20 protein-coding genes are annotated in these 22,347 nt (G+C 60.9%); 17 read left to right on the top strand and 3 right to left on the bottom strand.

The window, feature by feature from the left end; genetic code table 11:
* The first annotated feature begins 3 nt into the window (after window positions 1-3).
* The 14 genes from tssF to CKW37_RS13745 all read left to right on the top strand — a co-directional run bounded on the left by tssF (window position 4) and on the right by CKW37_RS13745 (window position 16,424).
* Complete coding sequence (gene tssF / locus CKW37_RS13805; protein WP_095156264.1) at window positions 4-1,770, top strand: type VI secretion system baseplate subunit TssF; 1,767 nt, start codon at window positions 4-6, stop codon at window positions 1,768-1,770.
* Window positions 1,734-2,753, top strand: coding sequence for a type VI secretion system baseplate subunit TssG (gene tssG / locus CKW37_RS13800; RefSeq protein ID WP_095156263.1), 1,020 nt, complete (start codon window positions 1,734-1,736; stop codon window positions 2,751-2,753). Before tssF ends, tssG begins: the two co-directional genes overlap by 37 nt.
* Window positions 2,750-4,081, top strand: a complete 1,332-nt coding sequence (tagH, locus tag CKW37_RS13795; protein WP_095156262.1) for a type VI secretion system-associated FHA domain protein TagH — start codon at window positions 2,750-2,752, stop codon at window positions 4,079-4,081. Before tssG ends, tagH begins: the two co-directional genes overlap by 4 nt.
* Window positions 4,081-5,100: a type VI secretion system lipoprotein TssJ gene (gene tssJ / locus CKW37_RS13790; protein WP_159985259.1), complete on the top strand. Its 1,020-nt coding sequence runs from the start codon at window positions 4,081-4,083 to the stop codon at window positions 5,098-5,100. The genes tagH and tssJ overlap by 1 nt, the downstream gene beginning before the upstream one ends.
* Window positions 5,097-6,434, top strand: a complete 1,338-nt coding sequence (tssK, locus tag CKW37_RS13785; RefSeq protein ID WP_095156260.1) for a type VI secretion system baseplate subunit TssK — start codon at window positions 5,097-5,099, stop codon at window positions 6,432-6,434. Before tssJ ends, tssK begins: the two co-directional genes overlap by 4 nt.
* A gap of 1 nt (window position 6,435) precedes the next feature.
* Window positions 6,436-7,302, top strand: a complete 867-nt coding sequence (icmH, locus tag CKW37_RS13780) for a type IVB secretion system protein IcmH/DotU (RefSeq protein ID WP_095156259.1) — start codon at window positions 6,436-6,438, stop codon at window positions 7,300-7,302.
* Window positions 7,303-7,422: 120 nt separating this feature from the next.
* Window positions 7,423-7,941 carry an Hcp family type VI secretion system effector gene (locus CKW37_RS13775; protein ID WP_095156258.1) on the top strand — a complete coding sequence of 173 codons (519 nt, stop codon included), beginning with the start codon at window positions 7,423-7,425 and terminating at the stop codon, window positions 7,939-7,941.
* Window positions 7,942-8,037: 96 nt separating this feature from the next.
* Window positions 8,038-10,140 carry a type VI secretion system Vgr family protein gene (locus tag CKW37_RS13770; protein ID WP_095156257.1) on the top strand — a complete coding sequence of 701 codons (2,103 nt, stop codon included), beginning with the start codon at window positions 8,038-8,040 and terminating at the stop codon, window positions 10,138-10,140.
* On the top strand, window positions 10,137-11,009 hold the full coding sequence (locus CKW37_RS13765; protein WP_095156256.1) for a DUF4123 domain-containing protein: 873 nt from the start codon (window positions 10,137-10,139) through the stop codon (window positions 11,007-11,009). The genes CKW37_RS13770 and CKW37_RS13765 overlap by 4 nt, the downstream gene beginning before the upstream one ends.
* A gap of 23 nt (window positions 11,010-11,032) precedes the next feature.
* Window positions 11,033-13,654, top strand: coding sequence for a T6SS effector BTH_I2691 family protein (locus CKW37_RS13760; RefSeq protein WP_095156255.1), 2,622 nt, complete (start codon window positions 11,033-11,035; stop codon window positions 13,652-13,654).
* A complete protein-coding gene (locus CKW37_RS32440; RefSeq protein ID WP_143501994.1) occupies window positions 13,655-14,845 on the top strand; it encodes a DUF6708 domain-containing protein in 1,191 nt (396 codons plus the stop codon).
* Window positions 14,842-14,967 (top strand): hypothetical protein, encoded by a 126-nt coding sequence (locus CKW37_RS33245; RefSeq protein ID WP_256587750.1) that lies wholly within the window; start codon window positions 14,842-14,844, stop codon window positions 14,965-14,967. Before CKW37_RS32440 ends, CKW37_RS33245 begins: the two co-directional genes overlap by 4 nt.
* Window positions 14,968-16,164, top strand: coding sequence for a DUF6708 domain-containing protein (locus tag CKW37_RS13750; RefSeq protein WP_095156253.1), 1,197 nt, complete (start codon window positions 14,968-14,970; stop codon window positions 16,162-16,164).
* A complete protein-coding gene (locus CKW37_RS13745; protein WP_095156252.1) occupies window positions 16,161-16,424 on the top strand; it encodes a PAAR domain-containing protein in 264 nt (87 codons plus the stop codon). The genes CKW37_RS13750 and CKW37_RS13745 overlap by 4 nt, the downstream gene beginning before the upstream one ends.
* Window positions 16,425-16,433: 9 nt before the next feature.
* On the opposite strand, the gene CKW37_RS13740 is transcribed toward CKW37_RS13745, so the two are convergent.
* The 3 genes from CKW37_RS13740 to CKW37_RS13730 all read right to left on the bottom strand — a co-directional run bounded on the left by CKW37_RS13740 (window position 16,434) and on the right by CKW37_RS13730 (window position 18,235).
* Window positions 16,434-16,853, bottom strand: a complete 420-nt coding sequence (locus CKW37_RS13740) for a DUF3010 family protein (protein ID WP_095156251.1) — start codon at window positions 16,851-16,853, stop codon at window positions 16,434-16,436.
* A gap of 7 nt (window positions 16,854-16,860) precedes the next feature.
* Entirely contained in the window at window positions 16,861-17,268 is a 408-nt protein-coding gene (locus tag CKW37_RS13735; RefSeq protein WP_095156250.1) for a lysozyme inhibitor LprI family protein, read from the bottom strand.
* A gap of 211 nt (window positions 17,269-17,479) precedes the next feature.
* A complete protein-coding gene (locus tag CKW37_RS13730; protein ID WP_095156249.1) occupies window positions 17,480-18,235 on the bottom strand; it encodes a hypothetical protein in 756 nt (251 codons plus the stop codon).
* 247 nt (window positions 18,236-18,482) lie between these two features.
* Here CKW37_RS13730 and CKW37_RS13725 point away from each other — a divergent pair, with 247 nt between their 5' ends.
* The 3 genes from CKW37_RS13725 (at window position 18,483) to dgcA (ending at window position 22,283) form a co-directional block, all read left to right on the top strand.
* Entirely contained in the window at window positions 18,483-19,460 is a 978-nt protein-coding gene (locus tag CKW37_RS13725; RefSeq protein WP_095156248.1) for a dipeptidase, read from the top strand.
* A 214-nt stretch (window positions 19,461-19,674) separates the two neighbouring features.
* The gene (locus CKW37_RS13720) at window positions 19,675-20,205 is read left to right on the top strand and encodes a DUF5943 domain-containing protein (protein ID WP_095156247.1); all 531 of its coding nucleotides are present in this window, start codon (window positions 19,675-19,677) and stop codon (window positions 20,203-20,205) included.
* Window positions 20,206-20,222: 17 nt separating this feature from the next.
* A complete protein-coding gene (dgcA, locus tag CKW37_RS13715; protein ID WP_095156246.1) occupies window positions 20,223-22,283 on the top strand; it encodes a dimethylglycine demethylation protein DgcA in 2,061 nt (686 codons plus the stop codon).
* Window positions 22,284-22,347: the final 64 nt, after the last annotated feature.

Below are 22,347 nucleotides of genomic sequence, written 5' to 3'. Positions count from 1 at the left end.
GGGATGCCACTGAAGAGCAAGTTTCGGGAGGAGCTGGATTACCTGCGTCGACTCGGTCGAGTGTTCTCGCGAAACAATCCGCAACTGGCCCGGTTTCTGGGAGACGAGGCCACCGACCCGGATGTCGAGCGGCTGCTGGAGGGCTTCGCTTTCCTGACAGCCAAGCTGCGGCTGAAAATCGACGATGACTTTCCCGAGCTGACGCATCCTCTGTTGCAACTGCTGTGGCCGAACTATCTGCGCTCGCTTCCCAGCACCACCATCATGCAGTTTCCGCCCGTGGACCGGTCCATCACCGTCCGCCAGCGCATCGCCAAGGGCGCGCGTATCCGCTCGCGCAGCGTCGACGGTGTGGAGTGTGAGTTCCGCACCTGCGCGAACGTCGATGTCTATCCGTTGCAGATCAGTGAAATCAGCGATGCGCATTCGCTGGAGAAATCGACGGTCCGCGTGGACCTCATCACCCTGAGTGGAAATCCGCCAAGTACCTACGACTGCGACCGCCTGGATTTCTACCTGAGCGGCAGCGACTACACCGCCATGACGTTGTACCTGTGGCTGTCCAGATACCTGGCCGATGTGCGTATGGAATGCGACGGCGTGGTCAGGCACATCCCTGCCAGCCAGATTGTTTTCCCGGGGTTCAGTCCGGACGAAGCCTTGCTGCCCTATCCGAAGAACGCCCTGGACGGATACCGCATCCTGCAGGAGTACTTCCTTTTTCCTCGCCGCTATTTTTTCTTCGGGCTCGCTGGGCTGCGCGCCCTTTGGCCCACCACCAGCACCGAACGTATCCGCCTGGAGTTCCGCTTTACCCGTCCCATGCCGGACAATGTGCGGGTGCAGACGGGTGACATGGCGCTGTACTGCGCGCCCGCGGTCAACCTCTTCGAGCATGACGCCGAACCGGTAAGGCTGACCGGAAAGACCCTCGACCATCGCGTGCGGCCAGCAGGCCAGCGACCTGATGCCTATGAGATATTCAGCATCGATCGCGTCGACGGCTGGAAGAGCGAAGCCTCCGGTCAGCCTGGCGCCTGGTTGCGAACCTACCAACCGTTCGAGTCCCTTCGCCATCAGATCGACTTCGAGCAGGGGCGGACCGTCCTTTACTACCGCACCCGGATCGAGTCTTCGCTGATGAGCGCCGGTGTCGAGCACCGGGTGTCGTTCGTGCGCAGCGACGAACAACGCTACATCGGGCGGGAAGAGACCGTTTCTTTCGCCCTGACCTGCAGCAATCGCGACCTGCCGCAGGCATTGGCGGTGGGCGACATCTGCATACGCACGCCGGGCATGCCCACCTTCGTAGCCTGCCGCAACCTGACCCCGCCAACCCCTTCGTACCGACCGGTGCTGGAAGGTGATTTGCTGTGGACCCTTATATCCAACCTGTCGCCGACCTACCTGTCACTACTGTCGGCCGAGCCCTTGAAGGCCGTTATCCGCGCCTATGATTTCGCCGCCCACCATGACGTCCAGCGCGCACGCTCCACACAGATGCGCCTGGGCGCTTTGCTGGAGGTGCAGACCGCTCCAATCGATCGCATGTTCAAGGCACTCCCCATCCGCGGATTGCGCACCGTGGTCAAGCTCGATCAGGACGGGTTCTCCTGCGAGGGCGATCTGTATCTCTTTGGCACGGTGCTGAGCCACTTCCTCTCCGTGTACGCCAGCATTTCCTCCTTCCATGTGCTGGAGGCCATCAACGTCAAGAATCAGGAGCACTACGCATGGTCGATGCGCAGCGGAACCCAGCCCCTGATTTGAATGACGTCTTGCTTGGCGAGGCCAGAAGTCATGACTTCTTCTGCCTGCTCGAGCGCCTGCATGGGTTGCATGGTGATGATCTGGAGTCTGCCGAGGCCTATGCGGCCGATCAGCAGCGCATTCGCCTGAGCAATTTTGCCGGCGTCGGATTCCCGGCCTCGGATGTTTTCCTGGCGCAGCGTCTGGAGGGGAATCTGCCGCATCAGTACCTTGTGCAGGCGACCTTCTTCGGTATGCACGGCCCCGATTCCCCGCTGCCGTCGTACTACCTCGAACGCCTGGCTTACGAGGCGGGGCAGGGTGAAGGTATCCGTCCTGCCTTCTTCGATTTTTTCAACCACCGTCTGCTGACCCTGCTTCACCAGGCCTGGCGTAAATACCGCCACTACATCCGCTTCCGTCCGGGCGCGAGTGACCGACTTTCACAGCGTCTCTTCGCCCTGGTGGGACTCAAGGATGATGCCATTCGCGGCGCCACGCCCATCGCCTGGAGTCGCCTGCTCAGCTTCGCCGGTGCCGTGGTTCACCGCAGCCGCTCGCCTGCCATGGTAACGGGGCTCATTGCTCACTGCTTTGACCTGCCGGACGTCAGCATCCGCGACTTCGAACTGCGCTATTCCGACATCGCCGTGGACGACCGCACACAGCTTGGGCTGCGCAACGGGCAATTGGACGAAAGCTTTCGCCTCGGCGATAGCGTCCGAACCCGTCACTGCAAATTCACCATCGTCATCCACACCCTGTCGGAGGCACGTTTTCGCGAGTTCCTGCCCAACGGCGAGAACTTCGAACGGTTACGCATGCTGGTCGCCTATCTGCTGCGCGACCAGACCCCTTGCGATCTTGAGCTGGGGCTGTGCGAGCACGAAATCCCCGCCTTCAACCTGGGGCACGACACCGGCTGCCAGCTTGGCTGGACCAGTTTTCTCGAGCAGCCGCACCTGCGCACGCCTCCCCCTGTTCGACTCACGGTACGCACATGACTGTAGATAACGCCGTTCGGCGCCTGTCCCTGGTGGTAGACAACCCCCAGGTGCTCCAGCAAGGCAGCAAGCCTGGCCATGTCTTCGTTGCCGAAGGCGGCACCATCGGATCGCAGAACGCCAACTGGACACTGCGCGATCGCGACGGTGGGGTCAGTCTCCTGCATTGCGAGATTCTCCTCGAGGATGGCTATTTCCTGGTTATCGATCGCTGCGGTGCCACCACCGTCAATGACCAGACACAACCGCTCGGTACCAATGCCTGCGCCAGATTGAGCAATGGCGACAGGCTGCACATCGGCCCGTACCGGATCTCCGTTGACCTGGGAGAGGACCTTCACCCTTCGGGCGATGCCGAGCTTCATTCCGGCGACCTTGGATATCTGCCCATGGACTTTCTGGAGGCCTTGCCCAGCGCTGAGCCGCATGAGGTCGATAGCGAATATCGACAGCAATCAGGTTGGGCCGAGTTCCAGGCGCTCGGAGCCCCCCAAGGGCCTCAAGGCCTGCTCGATCCTCTCGAGGCCCTCGACGTCGTCCACGACGGCTCAACTGCCAACCTCGATCCAAGTCACTACGGACAGACGCCGCTGGCCGCCCAGGCCGACGTCGCGAGCACCCGATCCGAAGCCATCTACGGCGCCCCCATGCATGCCCCAGGAGAACCCAACATGTCGGTACAGGACATTCAGCCCGCCGCCGCCCGAGAGTGGATTCAACGGCAGTTTTCCAGCAACGCAGAGCCTGTCAGCCTGGTCGAGCCCTTGGTGGAGGGTATTGGCGCGCCGGTCGGAGCGATCGATGAGACGGAGGCCTACGCGCTGCTAAACGAGTCGGGGCGTGCGCTCGGAGCGTTGATTCGCGGCCTGTGCGCCCTGAATGCTCCTCAGGCTGACGATCAGCAAAGAATCTCCCTGGCCGGGCGCACGCTGCAGCCCATCGAAGACAACCCTCTGCGTCTGGGACAAAACTACCCGGACACCGTGCGAGCGCTGTTTTCCACCGAACGCAGCGTTGTCCACCTGTCACCCGCGGCTGCGGTGGAGGAGTCACTGGAGCAGATTCGCCGACAGCAGGTTGCGACACACAAGGCCATCACCGCCGGGCTCGCCGCGCTCTTGCAGGCGTTCTCACCCGAACAGTTGGAGCAGAGATTCCAGCGCTATCGCCCTGCACGCAGCGGGCAGCCGCAGACTACCGACTGGGCGTGGCAAATGTACGGGCACTATTACGACGAACTGACCTCCGGCCGGCAGCAAGGCTTCGACAAGCTGTTCTGGGAAGTTTTCGAGCAGGCCTTCGATCAGGCGCTGCGCGCGGAGGCATGATGAGGCACGCCATTGCGCTCCTGCTGGCCTCGGCCGCGCTTGTCGGCTGCAGCACCGTGGGCAACGTGCTCACAAAAACGGGCCAGGTGCTGATGAGTCCGTCCATCCAGGTCGGTGCTGCGCAGGACCAACCTTCGCAGGTCGCTCTGAGCTTGTATGCCAGCCCGGACGTCAACCCCAACTCGCTTAGCTACCCGGCTGCCGCGCCTGTCGACGAAGCGGAACCAGCGCCATGGGACCAGGAAGAGCAGGGGCCTTTCGCGGTCAATTTTCGCAGTGCGAGCAAGGACGACCTGATCGAGCATCTGCGTGCACTGCTCGGTCATTTCGAGAGCGAGCGAACGAGCGCCTTCACCACCCTCGCTGTGCGTCAGCGCCTGGCCATTCCCGGCCTGGTCGTAGACGAGCACGCGCCACCCCTGACCCTTGGCAAATCACAGCCCGAAACCCTGTTCGCCGGCACCACGACCGCGCGATGGCCACTCCCCTCGAACTGGGTGCTGCGCCAAGCGCCGGTGCTGTCCAACCGTGAAGGTGGCGTCGGGGCTTCCGCCATGGGTAGCCCAGACCTGGGCCAGTACGGCCGTGAACCGGTCCTGGCTCAGGCGGCCGAAGTGCGTGCTCCACCGAACAACGCCACGCCCGTTGGCTTTCGCGTATTGCAGTTGAAGGACGACTCCATGCTCGAAAACGCCGACCCTGAATTGCTCCGCAACACGCCCGAAAAAGTATTGGGCAGCACCCTCCTGGCCTCGGACGACTACATCCTCACGCCTGGCCAGTTCAAGTTCATCGAGTTCGCCGACGTCGACGAAAAGGCTCGCTACATCGCGGTGGTGGCGGATTTTCACGACCCCAATGCGGAGCGTTGGCACGACGTTTTTCGCATCGAGCCTCGCGGTCGCAAATACCCGCTCATGGTGATGCTGCAAGGCAGCCGTGTTGCGCTCACCGATGAAAGCTACCGCTCCGCGCCAGCCCCTGGCGACGCCTCCTCTCCTGCGAGAACTTACCGATGACCACCCGCAATCCCGTCGTCTGGGGCGAAGGACTCTTCGTCAAACCCCAGCATTTCCAGCAGACCACTCGGTATCTGGAGCACTGCATCAATGCCCGCAGTGGTAGCCGGTACTGGTACGGCTTCACCGAACTGGAGCTGAACCAGGAGTTTCTCGCCTTCGGCAAGATCGCCATCATTCGCGCCCGGGGTGTCATGCCGGACGGTACGTTGTTCGACATCCCGCATGACCAGCCGCCGCCGGATCCTCTGACCATCCCCGACGCCAGCGCGGCCAACCAGACGGTCTATCTCACGCTGCCGTTGCGTTCGGACGGCACCGGCCAGGTGCGCTGGCCTGACAGCTATGGCAATACCCGCTATCTCCTGAACTCGGAAGATGTCCGTGACACTCACAGTCACCAGGGCAATCACGCCCCGCTGGACCTGGCCGTGCCCAACTTGCAGTTGGCACTCGAGCGCGATGATCGCAGTGCCTTCACCAGCCTGGCCCTGAGCCGTATTCTGGATCTGCGGCCCGACGGCAGTCTGCTGATGGACGCTGGGTTCTACATCACCGGTCTGCACCTCCATGCTATTCGTCCACTGGCGCATTTCATGGAGGAAATCTCTTCGCTGATGCACGAGCGGGCCAAGAGCATCGCTCAACGCATCGGTTCGCCCGGTCAGTCCGGGGTGGCGGATTTCACTGATTTCAGCCTCCTGCAGGCCCTTAATCGTTGGCAGCACCAATTCCGCCATCTGGCCCGGGATCCCGACGTGCGCCCCGTAGATGCCTATCTGGCCTGCGGGCAGGCCAGCGGTGAGCTAGCCACCTGCATCGACGGCTCGCGCCTTGCGCCCGAGTTCCCTGCCTATCAGCACGACAACCCGAAAAACACCTTCCTGATGCTGGAGCAAACCCTGCGCCGCCTGCTTGGCACCGTGCTGCAGCCGCGCGCCGTATCGCTTCCGTTGGTCAAGCAGGCGCACGGCATTCTCACCGCGCAGATCAACGATGGCAGCCTGATGGAAAGTGCCGATTTCATCCTCGCCGTGCATGCCCGAATGCCGCTGGAGAAGATGCGCCACTTGTTCCTGCAGCAGGCCAAGGTGGCTTCCCAGCAAACCCTGCTCGACCTCATCCGCCTGCAACTGCCAGGCATCCCGCTCAGTCCGCTGCCCGTGGCGCCCAGACACCTGCCGTTCCACGCCGGCTTCACCTATTTCCAGCTCGATCGCACCGCAGGCAACTGGCAGAAGATGATGCCCAAGGGCGCTGACAGCTTCGGTTTCCACATCAGCGGTGATTTCCCGGAACTGCAACTGCAGTTCTGGGCGATCCGGAGTCAATGACATGAGCACTTCAACCCAGACCGGCAACGACCTGCACGAGGCTCCCGAGTCGTCAGCGCCTGGGCGGGCGCGGGACGACTTGCAGCGTTCTGCGGCAGCCGAGAGCATTCAGGACAAGAACAGGCTGCTCTTCGAATCCTCGAGCAATACCGACCAGGACACTGACCTGCAATTCCAGTTGCGCGGTCACAGCCTCAACCCGCTGATTGATGCAGCCCAGCCAATGCTCGGCCTGGTGATACGCCTGCGTCGGCTTGACCGCTGCGAGGACATACCTGCGCTCTATTCCACGGTTCGCGACCAGATTACTGCGCTCTCCGAGGAAGTCCGTCAGCGGGGTTACGACGGCGCCACGCAACTGGCCTACCGCTACGCACTCTGTGCCTTCATCGACGAAGCCGTGATGGCCACCGAGTGGGGGCGCTCCTCTCTATGGCGGGAGCGCTCGCTGCTCAGCTATCACCACAACGAAACCTGGGGCGGCGAGAAGTTCTTTACCGTCCTCGCGCGCATGCAGATAGACCCGGCTCGCTACCGTGACGTGCTGGAGTTCAAGTACCTCTGCCTGTGCCTGGGTTTCCAGGGCAAGTACGGCCAGCAGCACAACAACAAAGAGGTCCTCAACGGCGTCATTGGCAAGCTGCATCGAATCCTCCGCACACAGCGCGGTGACAGTCCCGAGCGCCTGACCGACCCGCCGGACAACGTGGCGTCCCGTCGCTATCGCCTGGCACGGCAATGGCCGGTGTGGGCGCCTTGGGCCATTGCCGGTGTGGTCCTGGCCGCGGCCTATCTCTACTTCTCAATCAGTCTGGGGAGCACCACCGAAGAGGTGCTCAAGTCCCTGGACTTCATCCTCAAGTCCTGACGTTCGAGCAGCTCAGCAATGCTCATGAGCGTGAAGTAACGCTTGCTTCACACCCCTTGCCATCACCGATGGCGCCATGGCCCACAAGGCCTTTACATCAACGAAACAAGGAGGCTATCCATGCCGACTCCTGCTTTTATCAGCATCCAGGGCAAAACCCAGGGCCACATTACCCAAGGCGCATTTACCGCCGACTCCGTGGGTAACGTCTATCAGGAAGGTCACGAGGACCAGATCCTGGTCCAGGAAATCGAGCACCTGATCAACACCCCGACCGATCCGCAAAGCGGTCAGCCTGCCGGTCAGCGCGTACACGGACCTTTCACGTTCACTGCGGCGCTGAACAAGGCGACACCGATGTTGTACCAGGCACTGGCCACCGGCGAGACACTGCCGGAGGTGGAAGTGAAGTGGTACCGCACCTCCACCGAGGGGCTCCAGGAGCACTTCTTCACTACCCGCCTTGAAGACGCCACCATCGTCAGCATCAACACCCGGTTGCCCCACGCCCAAGACACTCAAATGGCCGGGTACACCCAACTGGTCAAGGTCTCAATGGCCTACCGCAAGATCACCTGGACCCATGTCATCTCCGGTACCGAGTCCTCGGACGATTGGCGCAAACCTCAGGAAGCCTGATTAGCAGGTACACCTGGCGACCGGCGCGTTAGTGCGCCGGTCGTTTCCTCTCGCACAAGGAGTAGTGGCCCGACACAGGGCTGACGAGGACTTTCCATGCCCGCCCAATCCGACCTGCGCTTCACCTTCACCGCCGGCCCTGACGACTTCGAAGTCGTCGAGTTCCACCTCACCGAAGGCCTGTCCGAAACCTTCCGCCTCGAAGTCGACCTGAGCTGCGCCAACCCCGCCGTCAACTTTGGCCAGGTCCTCGACCGTCCGGCGCTGCTCACCCTCTGGCAAAGCGGCCAGCCCGTGCGCTATGTGCACGGCTCGGTCAGTTCGTTCCAACAAGGCGAGACCGGCTTTCGCCGCACCCGCTACCGCGCTGTCGTCGAACCGCGCCTGGCCCGCCTGCGACTGGCCTCGGACTGGCGCATTTTCCAGACCCTCACCGTGCCCGACATCGCCACCGCGATGCTGAAGAAACACGCCCTCGCTCTGGACTACGAACAACGCATAACCAACGCCCATGAAACCCGCGAATACTGCGTGCAGGCCGGCGACACCGACTACCACTTCGTCGAACGCATCATGCGCGAGGAAGGCTTTTTCTACGGTTTCCTGCACAGCGCCGAAGGCCACCGCCTGGTCCATTGCGACCGACTGTGGATCTTCGGCAAGCAACCCGGCCAGCCGGTCGAGTACAACCCCAGGCCCGGCGGCGACCGGCCGGGCCCGGCGCTGCACACCTTCACCTACACCGAAAACGTGCGCAGCGCCCGCCAGACCCAGCGCGACTACAGCTTCAAGAACCCGTTGTACAACCAGCAAACCCGGCGCGAAGCCACCGATCTGGAGCACCAGGCCAAGAGCTACGAACGCTACGACTATCCCGGCCGCTACAAGGGCGAAGTGGGCGAGGCCTTCACCCGTGATCGCCTGCGCGGACTGCGCGGCGAGGCCTGCCAGGTCATCACCGAGGGTGACGATGCGCGCCTGGTGCCGGGCATCTACTTCGACCTCGTTGGCCACCCGCGTGAAGACCTGAATCGCGGCTGGCGCCCAATACGTCTGGAGCACCGCGGCAAGCAATACGTCAGCCAGGGCGAGGACAGCGCCGACGCTGCCCAGGGCACCCACTACAACTGCGTCGCTATCCTGGTGCCGGACGATGCCGAATGGCGCGCCGAGGCCTTGCCCAAACCACGCATCGATGGGCCGCAGCCGGCGAAAGTGGTCGGTCCGCCGGGTGAAGAAATCTACTGCGACGAATTCGGCCGGGTGAAGGTGCAGTTCCCGTGGGACCGCGAGGGTAACGAGGACGAACACAGCTCCTGCTGGATCCGCGTGTCGCAGAACATCGCCGGTGCGCTTTGGGGTCATATGGCGATTCCACGTATTGGCCAGGAAGTGATCGTCAGCAACTTCGACGGAGACCCGGACCAACCGGTTATCACCGGCCGGGGCTTCAATGCCCTGCAGCGTCCGCCCTACGAATTGCCGGCACACAAAACGCGCATGACCCTGAAGAGCCAGACCCACAAGGGCAATGGCTTTAACGAGCTGCGTTTCGAGGATGAAGCGGGGCAGGAAGAGGTGTTCATCCATGCCCAGAAGGACCAGAACAATGTGGTCAAGAATGACGAAACCACCTTTGTCGGGCATGACCGCAGTGAAGACATTCAAAACGATGAGCGTCTCAAGGTCGGACATGATCGCCATGACGCCATAGCCAATGATGACCGTGCAGACATCGGACGCGATCAACTCACCACCGTTGGCAACGACCAGACAGTGGTCATCAAGCGAACCCAGCAGATTTCGATAACCCAGGATCGAATCGAAGAAATCGGCAACAGCCGGGTCGACACGATTGCCGCCAACCACACCGCCAGCGTTGGTGGCCATGTCGAGTTGACGATTCAGGGATACCACCAATTGCAGGCTGCACAGGCCATCCGCAATCACACGAAAGAATACGAATGTTCCGCGGACACGATTCGCTGGAGCACGCCAGGCGGCGTGCTCACGCTTGATGCCGGTGGTCTCCGGTTCAATGGGGCAGCGGTCATTTACAAGGCCGACGCTATCGATCTGGTCAACTCCGGTGGGGGCTCTGCGAATGATCTGGCGGGACTCGCGAACACAGGCGAACCGATCTGCGTCGGTTGCTGGCTGAAGGCGGCCTCCGAGCATCAAGCATTGGTGAAGCTATGAACACAGTGGAAGACCAAATCCTGAACCAGCTCGATGCGCTTGGGCCGACAGCACATCTTCTGGCCGTATGCGACATCGCGGGACTCGATGGGGAATTGCGCGACGCCGTGCATGAGCGTTTTGCGGGAAACGCCTTGCCCTTGCTGCAAGAGCCGGCCTTGCACGCGTTACACCCTCACAGTCCACTGTTATTAAAGGCCGCATCTGCCAACAGCAAAGGACACACCGTGCTGGCCGGAGCCTTCACTGGCAGGCTGCGCAACGCACTGCACGGTTGGATAATCAGCACCGTTGCTCCCGAGCGTCTCGTCGAGCACCTGGCACAAGCTCTCGTGGCCCGCGGCCCGGATGGCGCCGCCTATCTGTTGCGTTACTACGACCCTTGGGTGTTGGCAGTGCTCTATCAGCAAGCTCCGCCGCACTGGTGGCGCGAGCTCATCACGCCGATTGCCTCATGGTGGATTCCCAAGTCCGACACCAAAATTCAGCTCTGGGCCCGGATCTCCGGCTTGGGCGCGGCCCATGCCAAGCCGCTGTCGCCATTGATGATCGACCAGCCACTCTGGCAGGCCCTGACGGGTGATCCGCTGCCTCATCGCCTGTTGCGCACGGTGGAGACCCAGGCTCCGGATCTGCTCGACAACCCCTGCCGGGGCGTGCGGTTGGCACGCGTCGAAGCGCTGGTGAACAGCGCGCGCGAGGCCGGGTTGTCCACGCACGACGATCTTCACGACTACGTCTTCCTTTCCCTGACTAAAGGTGCGGCAAGCCTGGCGGCCGACCGCAATTGGCTGTTCGCCATGCGCGCGGTGGTTGCGGGTAAAGGTCGTCTTGGCGATCTGTACCTCGCTTCTTGCCACCAGGCGTAGTCAAACAAACGAGAGCACTCCCCATGTCCAAACCTTCCCGCTCCTTGAGCGACCTGCTCACCATCAGCCGCGAGGCCTCCAACCGAAACAGCAGCAATGAGCCTGACGGTCCTTGTGTCAGTTGCAAGCGCACCCTCACGATCTTGCCACTGCGCTACAGCGTGATGTCCGGCCTGGACCGGGCCATCGTCGAAAAGCTGGCTCCGATGCTACCCCCTCACCTGGGCAAGCGCCTGGCGCCCTCGCTTGCTCACAGCCGCTACGCCATACGCAGCCTGCGCGAGGGTTACGTCTACGTGTTCGTCAAGCGCACGGGCAAGGACTACGTGTGCGAAGCCACCTACCGGGCGCACGACAGCGGTTTGCTGGAGCCCGTGCTGCCCCTCTATCCAGGCACTCCGGTGGGTGGTGTCCTGGCGCTGGGAGGATGGACCCTGACCGTAGCGGATCCGGAAGATGTGGACGAAGCGCGGCTGTTGTCCACACCGGATCCACTCAGTGCCGACATGCTCGAGCGTCACCTGAGCAGCAACCGCTACCGTGACCGTCTGCAGAAGTTTGACCTGCGCACGCTCGCCAACAGTTGTGGAGTGTTCGACGACGTCATTACCCCGTCGCATGTCGACAGCCTCGTCGCGGAGTTTCGGGTTGTCGGTGATGTCGCCGCGAGGGCCATGCTGGAGAAACAGGCATTCCCGCCCTTTCGCAGCGCACTTGCCCCTGGAGACGTACCCAGGGACATGGATTCCATCTACCGCAACGCGCTGGAGCGCCTGATGGACGGAGGCGGTGTCGCCGTTGTCCTCGATGACCCGATTGGCATCGTTCAGGAACTGAATGCCTGGCGCAATGACGCCATCGAGATGAATCTGCCCTGGCTCAAGACCGTCGATGCGCAAGGCATCAGCAATGAGCGCCGGTATGTGGTTGCAGAGGCGCTGGACGACGTGAAGATGGCCATGCAACTGGGGTATGTCGAGAAGGCCGTCGAGAAGGCTGCTCGCCAGGACCGGGAGGCCAAGGGCCGCGCCATGATGCACCAGGCCCGTTTCGGGACCAATTATGCAACGCTGGAAAGACGCGAGCCGTATGACCCGGAGCGCGTAAGAAGCCAGGCAGAGTCCGAAAAGGAGTCGGCCTTCAAGCCGTACCAGGACAGGCTGGACTGGAAAGCCAAGGAGCGGATTCAGGCCGAGTTCGCCAGGGTTGATCGCAAGGCCCAGGAGGAAATGGACAGACGCGGGGACGATCACCTCGCCTGGCTGGACAGCGAGATGCTGGAGCACGCGCTCGACGTCTACGACCGTCATCAACCGGTCTGGGGGCAGGCGTTCGCGAGCCAGATTGCCTTGTGCCTGCTCGGCATGAATGCAAGCAGCAAGGGCGCAGCGAAACTGGCGTCGTGGTGGTCGGACACCGACATCAGCAAACGCAATCTGGCCTGGCGTGCCTTGACGCGTAATAACATCGACATCGCAAGGGAAGCCCGGGCGGCATTTGCCACTGCAAAAGTCGCGGCCAACGACCTGACTGTCGATAACCTCGTCACCGAGCTGGGTGCTGCCAGTGCCTGGTTTCAGAGAGTCGTCGATCTTTTGATCAAGGTGGATGCAGCCGTTCAAATGGCGATCGTGGCTGGTGGCTCTCGCTGGTTCGATCCGCAGCGGCTCCCCCTGACGCTGTCGCTTTTCGCGTCCCTTCACGAATATATGCTGAAGCTACTACCGGTTAACGCGACGAACCGCCTGCTGTTGAGCCCGATGCTCGGTTTCGTGCACGCCATGCTGGGAGAGGTGACGACCCGTCTACGGCTGAGCGAACTGGCGGCAGCCGGGCTGACGGCCAATCCCAACCGGGTTTCGGGTCAGGTGAACGCCCATATCGCCCGGGTGCGCGACTCCGTGATGCGGGAGTTTCAGAACTCTGGAAAGGGAGTCTTTCACCAACTGCGTGGCGGCACACTGCTGGCGTTGCTCGAAGGCATCATTCTCGGCGTGAAGATCTCGAAAATGGACGAGGGTGAAAAGGAATACCTGGAGTTCAAGGCGGCACTCCTGATTACCACGGCTGCAACAGTCGAGCTGACGGCACTGGGGGTGCAAATGGTTGCGAACCGGTATGCGTCGACGGGGGTTTTGGGGCGTGGGAGTGCGGTCACGCTCGGGGGGTTGCGGTTGGTGGGGGGGAGTTTGGCGAGTGTTGGTGGGGCCATGCTTGCTTTTATTGATTTTGAAGATAGCAGTAAGGCATTTGAAAAAGATTACAACATTCTTAGTGGCGCTTACTTTGCCCGAGGCAGCGTATCGCTGGGGGTGTCCGTTCTTGCGGGGGCGGCATCCATTTCGTCTACGGGTCCGTTATTACGTTTTATCTTCGGACAAAATAGCAATTTGAAAATAATCTCAGCAATAGAAGGTCTGGCCGGCTCCAAGTACGCGCCAATAATACTCAGGCTGATTGGTATTGGCAGCATAGTTACTTTGGGGATAAGCGTGGCGATGATTTATCTATATCCTGATGACATGGAAGAGTGGTGCTGGCATAGCTGTCTCAAGAAATGGAAATCGGGTGTCTTATTGAAACCATTCAAAGACCAGGAAACAGAGTTGCAAAAACTGTATGAAGCACTTGAGGCATTGACCTGAATGTACTGGATCGAATGGATGCTCTGGCATATCCAGACATCGCCTCATGAAAGTGAGCAATGGCAAGATAAACTTAGGAAGATTCAAGCCGCTGAGGGTATGGGAAAAGGAAGAGATAATTTCCTCGGGATTCCCTATCGGGCAAGCGAAACCCCATCTGGTGAAGGGTCGATTTATGAAGTTAATGAAAGATATATTGAGCTTATTGCTGGGGAGTCACAAGAGCGCCGAGGGCTGATTACGTATATTTCTATTATTATTGGCGGTTTTTTATTTAAGCTTGTTAGTTTTGCGATTATTACAAACACTGTCTGGTTTACCGGCATTCATCCCTCGCTAAAAACCCCAGCAACTGCAGGAGGGTTTGCGCTCGGTATATTTATGCTTTTTCTGACAGGTATTTTTTTTTACGTAACAGCCCGTTACGCACGTACTTTAATAACCCTCGAAAACTTCGTTCAACGCCGAATGTTGATCCGCTTCAATCGCGTAACGCGCCAAGTCTATCTGCACCGGCCTCGATTCGCTGGTGGCGTGACCGTTTTTGCCTGGGAGCAGGTATCTGCCGAGGCCGTGGTGGGTGAAGAGGAATCAGCCAACATAGGCAGAAAGCTCATCCTGTCGTGGGGCCCCAGCATGCCCGACCTCCCTCATCTGCATGTTGTTTTCGTGGGCAAGCGCGCCGACGGAACCAGCGATATCGTCAACTTGTGGGAATTCATACGCCGCTATATGGAAGAGGGCCCGCAATCGGTGCCCGTACCGAAAAAAATGCTGAGCAAGGTGCCATGGCCGTGGCTGTCAGTAATGGCGTCCTTGAGCTTTTTCAGGCCGCTGTGGCGTGCCGGTATGCGTTGGCAGGTTGCCTGCTGGGTGGCACTGACTTCTCCGGCTTTTGCGCTACATGCCGTAGGCCACTGGATATCGCTGCTGCTGTGCTGGGAACCTCGCTGGCCTCGCATCATCCGCGAAGCGGGCCTACCAGGAAAGCCAGTTCCGCCTTTATCTACTGCTGCTGACTGGCCACCATTGCCCGAGGTGGGGGCCGCAGGAGGAAAACCACGGCCCGCCCGCCGACCCGCGAAGAGCGATGCGCAATTGGGCGAACAAGCGTCGCAAGTGACAGGGCAGAGTATGTCTGAAGCTGCCTCCGATCTTGAGTCAGACGCTCGTCGAAAAGAGCTGAAATGAGCGAAACCTTGAGCCTTCATACGAGGTTTGACGAGCTGGGAGTCGAATGGCTATTGAAATCATTCAAGGATCAGGACATGGAGCTGCAAAAACTCTATGAGGCACTTGAAGAGGAGCTCTGAATGTATTGGATTGAATGGATGTTGTGGTACATACAGACCTCTCGCCTCGACAGTGAAATGTGGCAGGAAGAAAAAGAAAAATACCTGGCTGAAAAACTTGCTGGAAAATACAAACACGAAGACGACTTGCCCGGAATTCGAGACCGGGTCAGTGACGCTCCGTGCGCGCAAGGATCGATTTATGAATTTAATGAAACCTATATTGAGGTCGTGGCAGGGGAATCACAGGAGCGTCGAGGGATCATTACCTATGTCTCCCTTGCGACCATTTACTTTCTGTTCGGCTTAGCTGGCACTGCCATATTGCTCAATAAAGTTTGGTTTACTGGCACCCATCACTCTCTAAAGGTGCCGGCAACAACTAGTGACTTTGTATTAGGGGTTTTCGTAGCACTTCTGGCGGCAGCGTCATTTTACGCGGTCATCCGGTATGCACGTATTTTCATAAATCTTGAAAACTTCGTCCAACGCCGAATGTTGATCCGTTTCAATCGGCTCACGCGTCAGGTCTATCTGCACCGGCCTCGATTCGCGGGGGGCATTACCGTTTTGGACTGGGAGAAGGTAATCGTTGACGCGGGAGTAGGCCACGAGGAAGGCGCTCACACAGGCACAAAACTCATTCTTTTATGGGAGCCTTCCATGCCCGACCACCCTTACCTCCATATGGTCTTCGTTGGAAAACGCGCCGATGGCACCAGCGATATGGTCAATCTCTGGGAATTCATTCGCCGTTACATGGAGGAAGGTCCGCAATCGGTGCCCGCACCGAAGAAGTTGCTCGGCAAGGTGCCATGGCCGTGGCTGTCGGTAATGGCGCCCCTGAGCTTTTTCAGGCCGCTGTGGCGTGCCGGTATGCGTTGGCAGGTCGCCTGCATTGTGGCGCTGACCTCTCCGGCTCTGGCATTGCATGCCGTGGGCCACTGGATATCGCTGCTGCTGTGTTGGGAGCCCCGCTGGCCGCGCATCATCCGAGAGGCCGGGCTGCCCGGAAAACCAGTTCCGCAACTATCTACCGCTGCTGACTGGCCACCACTGCCCAAAGTGGAGCCCGCCGGGAAAAAACCACGACGTGCCCGCAGACCCGCGAAGAGCAATGCGCAATCGGGCGAGCAAGCGTCGCAAGAGGCAGGTCAGAGCACGTCAGAGTCTATGTCCGGCCTTGAGCCAGATGCTCATCGCCAGGAGTTGAAATGAGCCGACCTTTCATTGTTCTCGGCGACACCAGTAGCCATGGTGGCACGGTACAGACTGCAACCACCGGTTTCACCGCCAATGGCATTGCCGTGGCAGGGCATGGCGACACACTTGAGTGTCCCCTGCACGGGAGGGTTGCCATCGAGGCGGCAGGACGCGGGATGCGAGCCAATGGCAAGACACCCGCGCGAGACAGTGACACTGTTTCCTGCGGGGCCAGCCTGATCGCTTCTCAGAAGGGCATCAGGTGGCAGGGATGATGGCTCTGCTCAGCGTCGGCCAAACATCAGCGCACCCGCACTTTTCCACGCTTCATGCTGATACTTGTTCAGGGCCGCAGGCGGGGTCAGGTCATGCTTCTTGCCTTGCGCGGTGATGGTCTGCGGCGACACCAGGTGCACTTCGCAGCCGTCCAGCAACTGCAGCAGGCCTTCCATCTTGAAGGTCACCGGGCCGCCGGCGAAGTCGCCTTTCTTGCCACGCTTCTTGATCGCCACGTGGGTGATGCCGTGCTCGTTCACGAAGGCCTGGACGCGGGCGGCGAATGCTTTCACCTGGGCGGCGTCTTCGTCGTCGTCCAGGGCAATTTTCTTGGTCGCGACGGGCTGGTGCAGCGGTAGGCCGCCGTCGAGGCTGGCGACGGCCAGCAGGGCCTCGCTGCCCTTGAGTTCGATACCGCAGATTTTCATGTCGTGCTCAATCGGAAGTGGGCAGGCCGAGGGACTGCAGATACTCGGAACGGTCATCGTTGCGCTGGGCGATGCAGGTGTTTTGCGCCGCCTCGAAGGCCTTGCCGGCGGGGATGTCGTAGGTTTCGACACGGCAGTCGGCATCGCGCAGTTGCTTCCAGATTGCCTCGGCATCGTTCAGGCGCTTGCTCAGCTCGGCGATTTTCGTGGCCTTGCCCGCGTATTGCTCCTTGATGCGGTCCTGCAGGTCGGCGAAGGCCGCCTCGAGTTCACGTTCGGAACTGGTGCGGCTGAAATGCGCGCACTCGTAGTTCTGCTGATCGGTCTCGACGTTGTCGCATGGCGTGCTTTCTTCTTCGCTGGCGTGGGCGCCAACGGCAAGGGTGGCCAGCATCAGCCAGACCATCGATTTCATCTGCGGCATCCTCCCAAAGGAACATGGGCAGGGATTCTCGCTCAGCGCCACGGCAAAGAACAGCGCCTCTCCATGAAGGTTTGCAGTTGTTGATAATGATTGTCGGCTTTCACGGGTATCGCCGGCGATTATGCCGGCGACTGCTGCGATGTACGGCTGTTCAGCCGCGCGGGCATCCCTCGAGCAAACCGTTACAGGTGTGCACCGTCGATCAGAGCGCCAGCCGCGCAATGAACTGGCTGGCGTTGCCGCCGAGCTTGTCCAGCACGGCTTCGCGCACCTGGCGGTAGACCCCGGTATTGAGCACGGCCAGTTGCGCCGAGCGGTACACCTGGACTTCGTGCTGTCGGTAGGTGAAAAACAGGATTTTGTAGCGCAGCGCGTTGTGCACGAACTGCATGCAGTTCAGCAGCATCGACACGTTGCCCTCCGCCGTTTGCGAGCACGGCAGGATCTGGAACATGCCCAGCCAGCCGTGGTCGCTGTGGCGCTCGAACAGCGCCAGGGCCTGCGGCTGTTTTTTCAGCGCCGCGAAGGTCTTCTTCAGCACCGGCGCGAAGCCGGCGCCGCCCACCGCGGACTCGATGATGTCGAGGGCCACTTGATCCATGGTGAAGGCATCGTGCTTGGGCACGTAGTGCTCGATCGAGCTGTTGGAGACGGTCCAGCCCAGTTTGCCCAGCCCTTCGGTATAGAAGCGGAACCACGCTTCGCGCTGCTGCGTCTTGTCGAATGCCGCGCTCGCGGCCAGTTGCATGAGCAGCGTGCTGTTGAGCACATCTTCGCGGTTCTGCGGGCTCAAGCCGGAGACAAAGGACACCACGCTGTGCCCGGCGATGTTGGCGCTATCGCTGTCGGTAGCGGAAATGGCGCTGGCAGGAACTGTCTCGGCTTGTCGCAGCAGTGCGTCGGTATCCGGCAGCGACAGCGAGGCGATGAAATCGAGCGTTTGGTCAGGTTGGGTCATCACGAACTCCATTGAAGTGGTCAGCGCCGCCGATACTGGCGGCAGCCCGACCCTTGCTGGCAGATGGACACCCTTCACGCCCGGCCTGCCTTTCCCGGCCGGCTCGCGACGCTTTGTCGCGCTTTGACGCTTTCGGCAATTCCCCTGTCGTTTTTGCACCGGGGCGACAATCCCCCGAGGCATATGCTGGCTCCAATAGCGCCGGCAGACGATTCGGCGCGGGAATACCAAAAAAGGGGACTGCCTGATGAGCCCGGCCGAATTACACGCAGACAGCATCGTTATCGACGGGCTGATCATCGCCAAATGGAACCGCGAACTGTTCGAGGACATGCGCAAAGGTGGCCTGACCGCGGCCAACTGCACCGTGTCGGTATGGGAAGGCTTCAAGGCCACGGTCGACCAGATCGCCGCCAGCCAGAAGCTGATCCGCGAGAACGGCGACCTGGTCATGCCGGTGCGCACCACCGCTGACATCCGCAAGGCCAAGGAACTGGGCAAGACCGGCATCCTCTTCGGCTTCCAGAACGCCCACGCATTCGAAGACCAGATCGCCTACGTCGACGTGTTCAAGCAGTTGGGCGTGGGCATCGTGCAGATGTGCTACAACACCCAGAACCTGGTGGGCACCGGCTGCTACGAGCGTGACGGCGGGCTGTCGGGCTTCGGTCGCGAGATCGTCGCCGAGATGAACCGCGTCGGCATCATGTGCGACCTGTCCCACGTCGGCTCCAAGACCAGCGAGGAAGTCATCCTCGAATCGAAAAAACCGGTCTGCTATTCCCACTGCCTGCCTTCGGGCCTCAAGGAACACCCGCGCAACAAGTCCGACGCAGAACTGAAGTTCATCGCCGACCACGGCGGCTTCGTCGGCGTGACCATGTTCGCGCCCTTCCTGGCCAAGGGCATCGATTCGACCATCGACGACTATGCCGAAGCCATCGAATACACCATGAATATCGTTGGTGAAGACGCCATCGGTATCGGTACCGACTTCACCCAGGGCCATGGCCAGGACTTCTTCGAGTACCTGACCCACGACAAGGGCTACGCCCGTCGCCTGACCAACTTCGGCAAGATCATCAACCCGCTGGGCATCCGCACCGTGGGCGAGTTCCCCAACCTCACCGAGACCCTGCTCAAGCGCGGCCATTCCGAGCGCGTGGTGCGCAAGATCATGGGCGAAAACTGGGTCAATGTCCTCAAGGACGTTTGGGGCGAGTGAATACCTCTGGAGTCTCGCGAGCACGCCGATAGCTGCGTCAGGTCCTCACGATAAGCTCGCCGTACCTCGGTACTGTCTCGCTTCTCGTTCCGGTCCTTCCTTGCTCTCGACGCGCTCGCAAGCCTCCAAAGGCATTCACAGCGGCTTTTTATCAAAAAGCAAAGCCAAAGCGGCTTTGCAGCTCGAATACCTAATTTTCTGGAGTTGAGTTTCCATGGCCAAGATCGCCCCGCAATTGCCAATCGAAGTCGACAGCGAGACCGGTGTCTGGACCAGCGACGCCCTGCCGATGCTCTACGTGCCACGGCATTTCTTCGTCAACAACCACATGGGCATCGAGGAAGTGCTGGGCGCTGAAGCCTACGCCGAGATCCTCTACAAGGCCGGCTACAAGTCCGCCTGGCACTGGTGCGAGAAAGAAGCCGAATGCCACGGCCTGGAAGGCGTGGCGGTGTTCGAGCACTACATGAAGCGCCTGTCCCAGCGCGGCTGGGGCCTGTTCAAGATCCAGGACATCGACCTGGAAACAGGCACCGCCAGCGTCAAGCTCGAGCACTCCGCGTTCGTCTACGTCTACGGCAAGGTCGGGCGCAAGGTCGACTACATGTTCACCGGCTGGTTCGCCGGGGCCATGGACCAGATCCTCGCCGCCCGCGGCAGTTCGATCCGCACCGTCGCCGAGCAGGTCTACGGCGGTTCTGAAGAAGGCCACGACGACGGCCTGTTCATCGTCAAGCCGTTGTAAGTCGGGGAGTCCGCGCCATGGCATTCGAAGCTATGTTCCAGCCGATCCAGATCGGCAAACTGACCATCCGCAACCGTGTGCTCAGCACCGCGCACGCCGAGGTGTATGCCACCGACGGCGGCATGACCACCGACCGCTATGTGAAGTACTACGAAGAGAAGGCCAAGGGCGGCATCGGCATGGCCATTTGCGGCGGCTCTTCAGTGGTCGCCATCGACAGCCCGCAGGAATGGTGGGCGTCGGTGAACCTGTCCACCGACCGCATCATCCCGCACTTCCAGAACCTCGCCGACGCCATGCACAAGCATGGCGCCAAGATCATGATCCAGATTACCCACATGGGCCGTCGCTCGCGGTGGGACGGCTTCAACTGGCCGACCCTGATGTCGCCGTCGGGCATCCGCGAACCGGTGCACCGCGCCACCTGCAAGACCATCGAGCCAGAGGAAATCTGGCGGGTGATCGGCAACTACGCGCAAGCGGCGCGCCGCGCGAAGGCCGGCGGCCTGGACGGCGTGGAGCTGTCGGCGGTGCACCAGCACATGATCGACCAGTTCTGGAGCCCGCGCGTCAACAAGCGTACCGACGAATGGGGCGGCACCTTCGAAGGCCGCATGAAGTTCGGCCTGGAAGTGCTCAAGGCCGTTCGCGCCGAGGTTGGCCCGGATTTCTGCGTCGGCATGCGCATCTGTGGTGACGAATTCCACCCCGATGGCCTCAGCCACGAGGACATGAAGCAGATCGCCCAGTACTACGACGCCACCGGCATGGTGGACTTCTTCGGCGTGATCGGCTCGGGCTGCGACACCCACAACACCCTGGCCAACGTCATCCCGAACATGAGCTATCCGCCGGAGCCGTTCCTGCACCTGGCGGCGGGCATCAAGGAGGTGGTGAAAGTCCCGGTGCTGCACGCGCAGAACATCAAGGACCCGAATCAGGCCACGCGCATCCTTGAAGGCGGTTACGTCGACATGGTCGGCATGACCCGCGCGCACATCGCCGACCCGCACCTGATCGCCAAGATCAAGATGGGCCAGATCGACCAGATCAAACAGTGCGTCGGTGCCAACTACTGCATCGACCGCCAGTACCAGGGCCTGGATGTGCTGTGCATCCAGAACGCCGCGACCTCCCGTGAATACATGGGCGTGCCGCATATCATCGAGAAATCCACCGGGGCGAAACGCAAGGTGGTGATCGTCGGTGCCGGCCCGGCGGGCATGGAAGCGGCGCGGGTTGCCGCCGAGCGTGGCCACGACGTGACCCTGTTCGAGAAAAAAGACCAGATCGGCGGGCAGATCACCACTGCCTCCAAGGCGCCGCAGCGTGACCAGATCGCCGGCATCACCCGCTGGTATCAACTGGAACTGGCGCGGCTGAAAGTCGACCTGCGCCTGGGCACCGCGGCGGATGCCGACACCATCATGGACCTGCGCCCGGACATCGTGGTGCTGGCGGTGGGCGGCCATCCTTTCGTCGAGCAGAACGAACACTGGGGCGCCGCCGAAGGGCTGGTGGTCAGCAGTTGGGACGTGCTCGACGGCAAGGTCGCGCCGGGCAAGAACGTGCTGGTCTACGACACCATTTGCGAGTTCACCGGCATGTCGGTGGCCGACTTCCTCGCCGACAAAGGCAGCCAGGTCGAGATCGTCACCGACGACATCAAGCCGGGCGTGGCGATCGGCGGAACCTCGTTCCCCACCTACTACCGCAGCATGTACCCCAAGGAAGTGATCATGACCGGCGACCTGATGCTGGAAAAGGTCTACCGCGAGGGCGACAAGCTGGTGGCGGTCCTGGAGAACGAGTACACCGGCGCCAAGGAAGAGCGGGTGGTCGACCAGGTGGTGATCGAGAACGGCGTGCGGCCTGACGAGGCGCTGTATTACGGGCTGAAAGAGGGTTCGCGGAACAAGGGCCAGATCGACGTCGAAGCCCTGTTCGCCATCCAGCCGCAGCCGATCCTCAGCCAGCCGGGCGAAGGCTACTTGCTGTACCGCATCGGCGACTGTGTGGCCCAGCGCAATACCCATGCGGCGATCTATGACGCCTTGCGGCTCTGCAAGGACTTCTGATCGGGCGCGGGAGCGGGCTGTTCGGGGGGCGCGTTGCGGCCCATCGCGAGCAAGCTCGCTCCTA

It is taken from the genome of Pseudomonas sp. Irchel 3E13, from assembly GCF_900187455.1.
Taxonomy (GTDB): Bacteria; Pseudomonadota; Gammaproteobacteria; order Pseudomonadales; family Pseudomonadaceae; genus Aquipseudomonas.
Note: the sequence above shows the minus strand (reverse complement) of the source record. Positions and strands in the feature narration are given on the sequence as shown.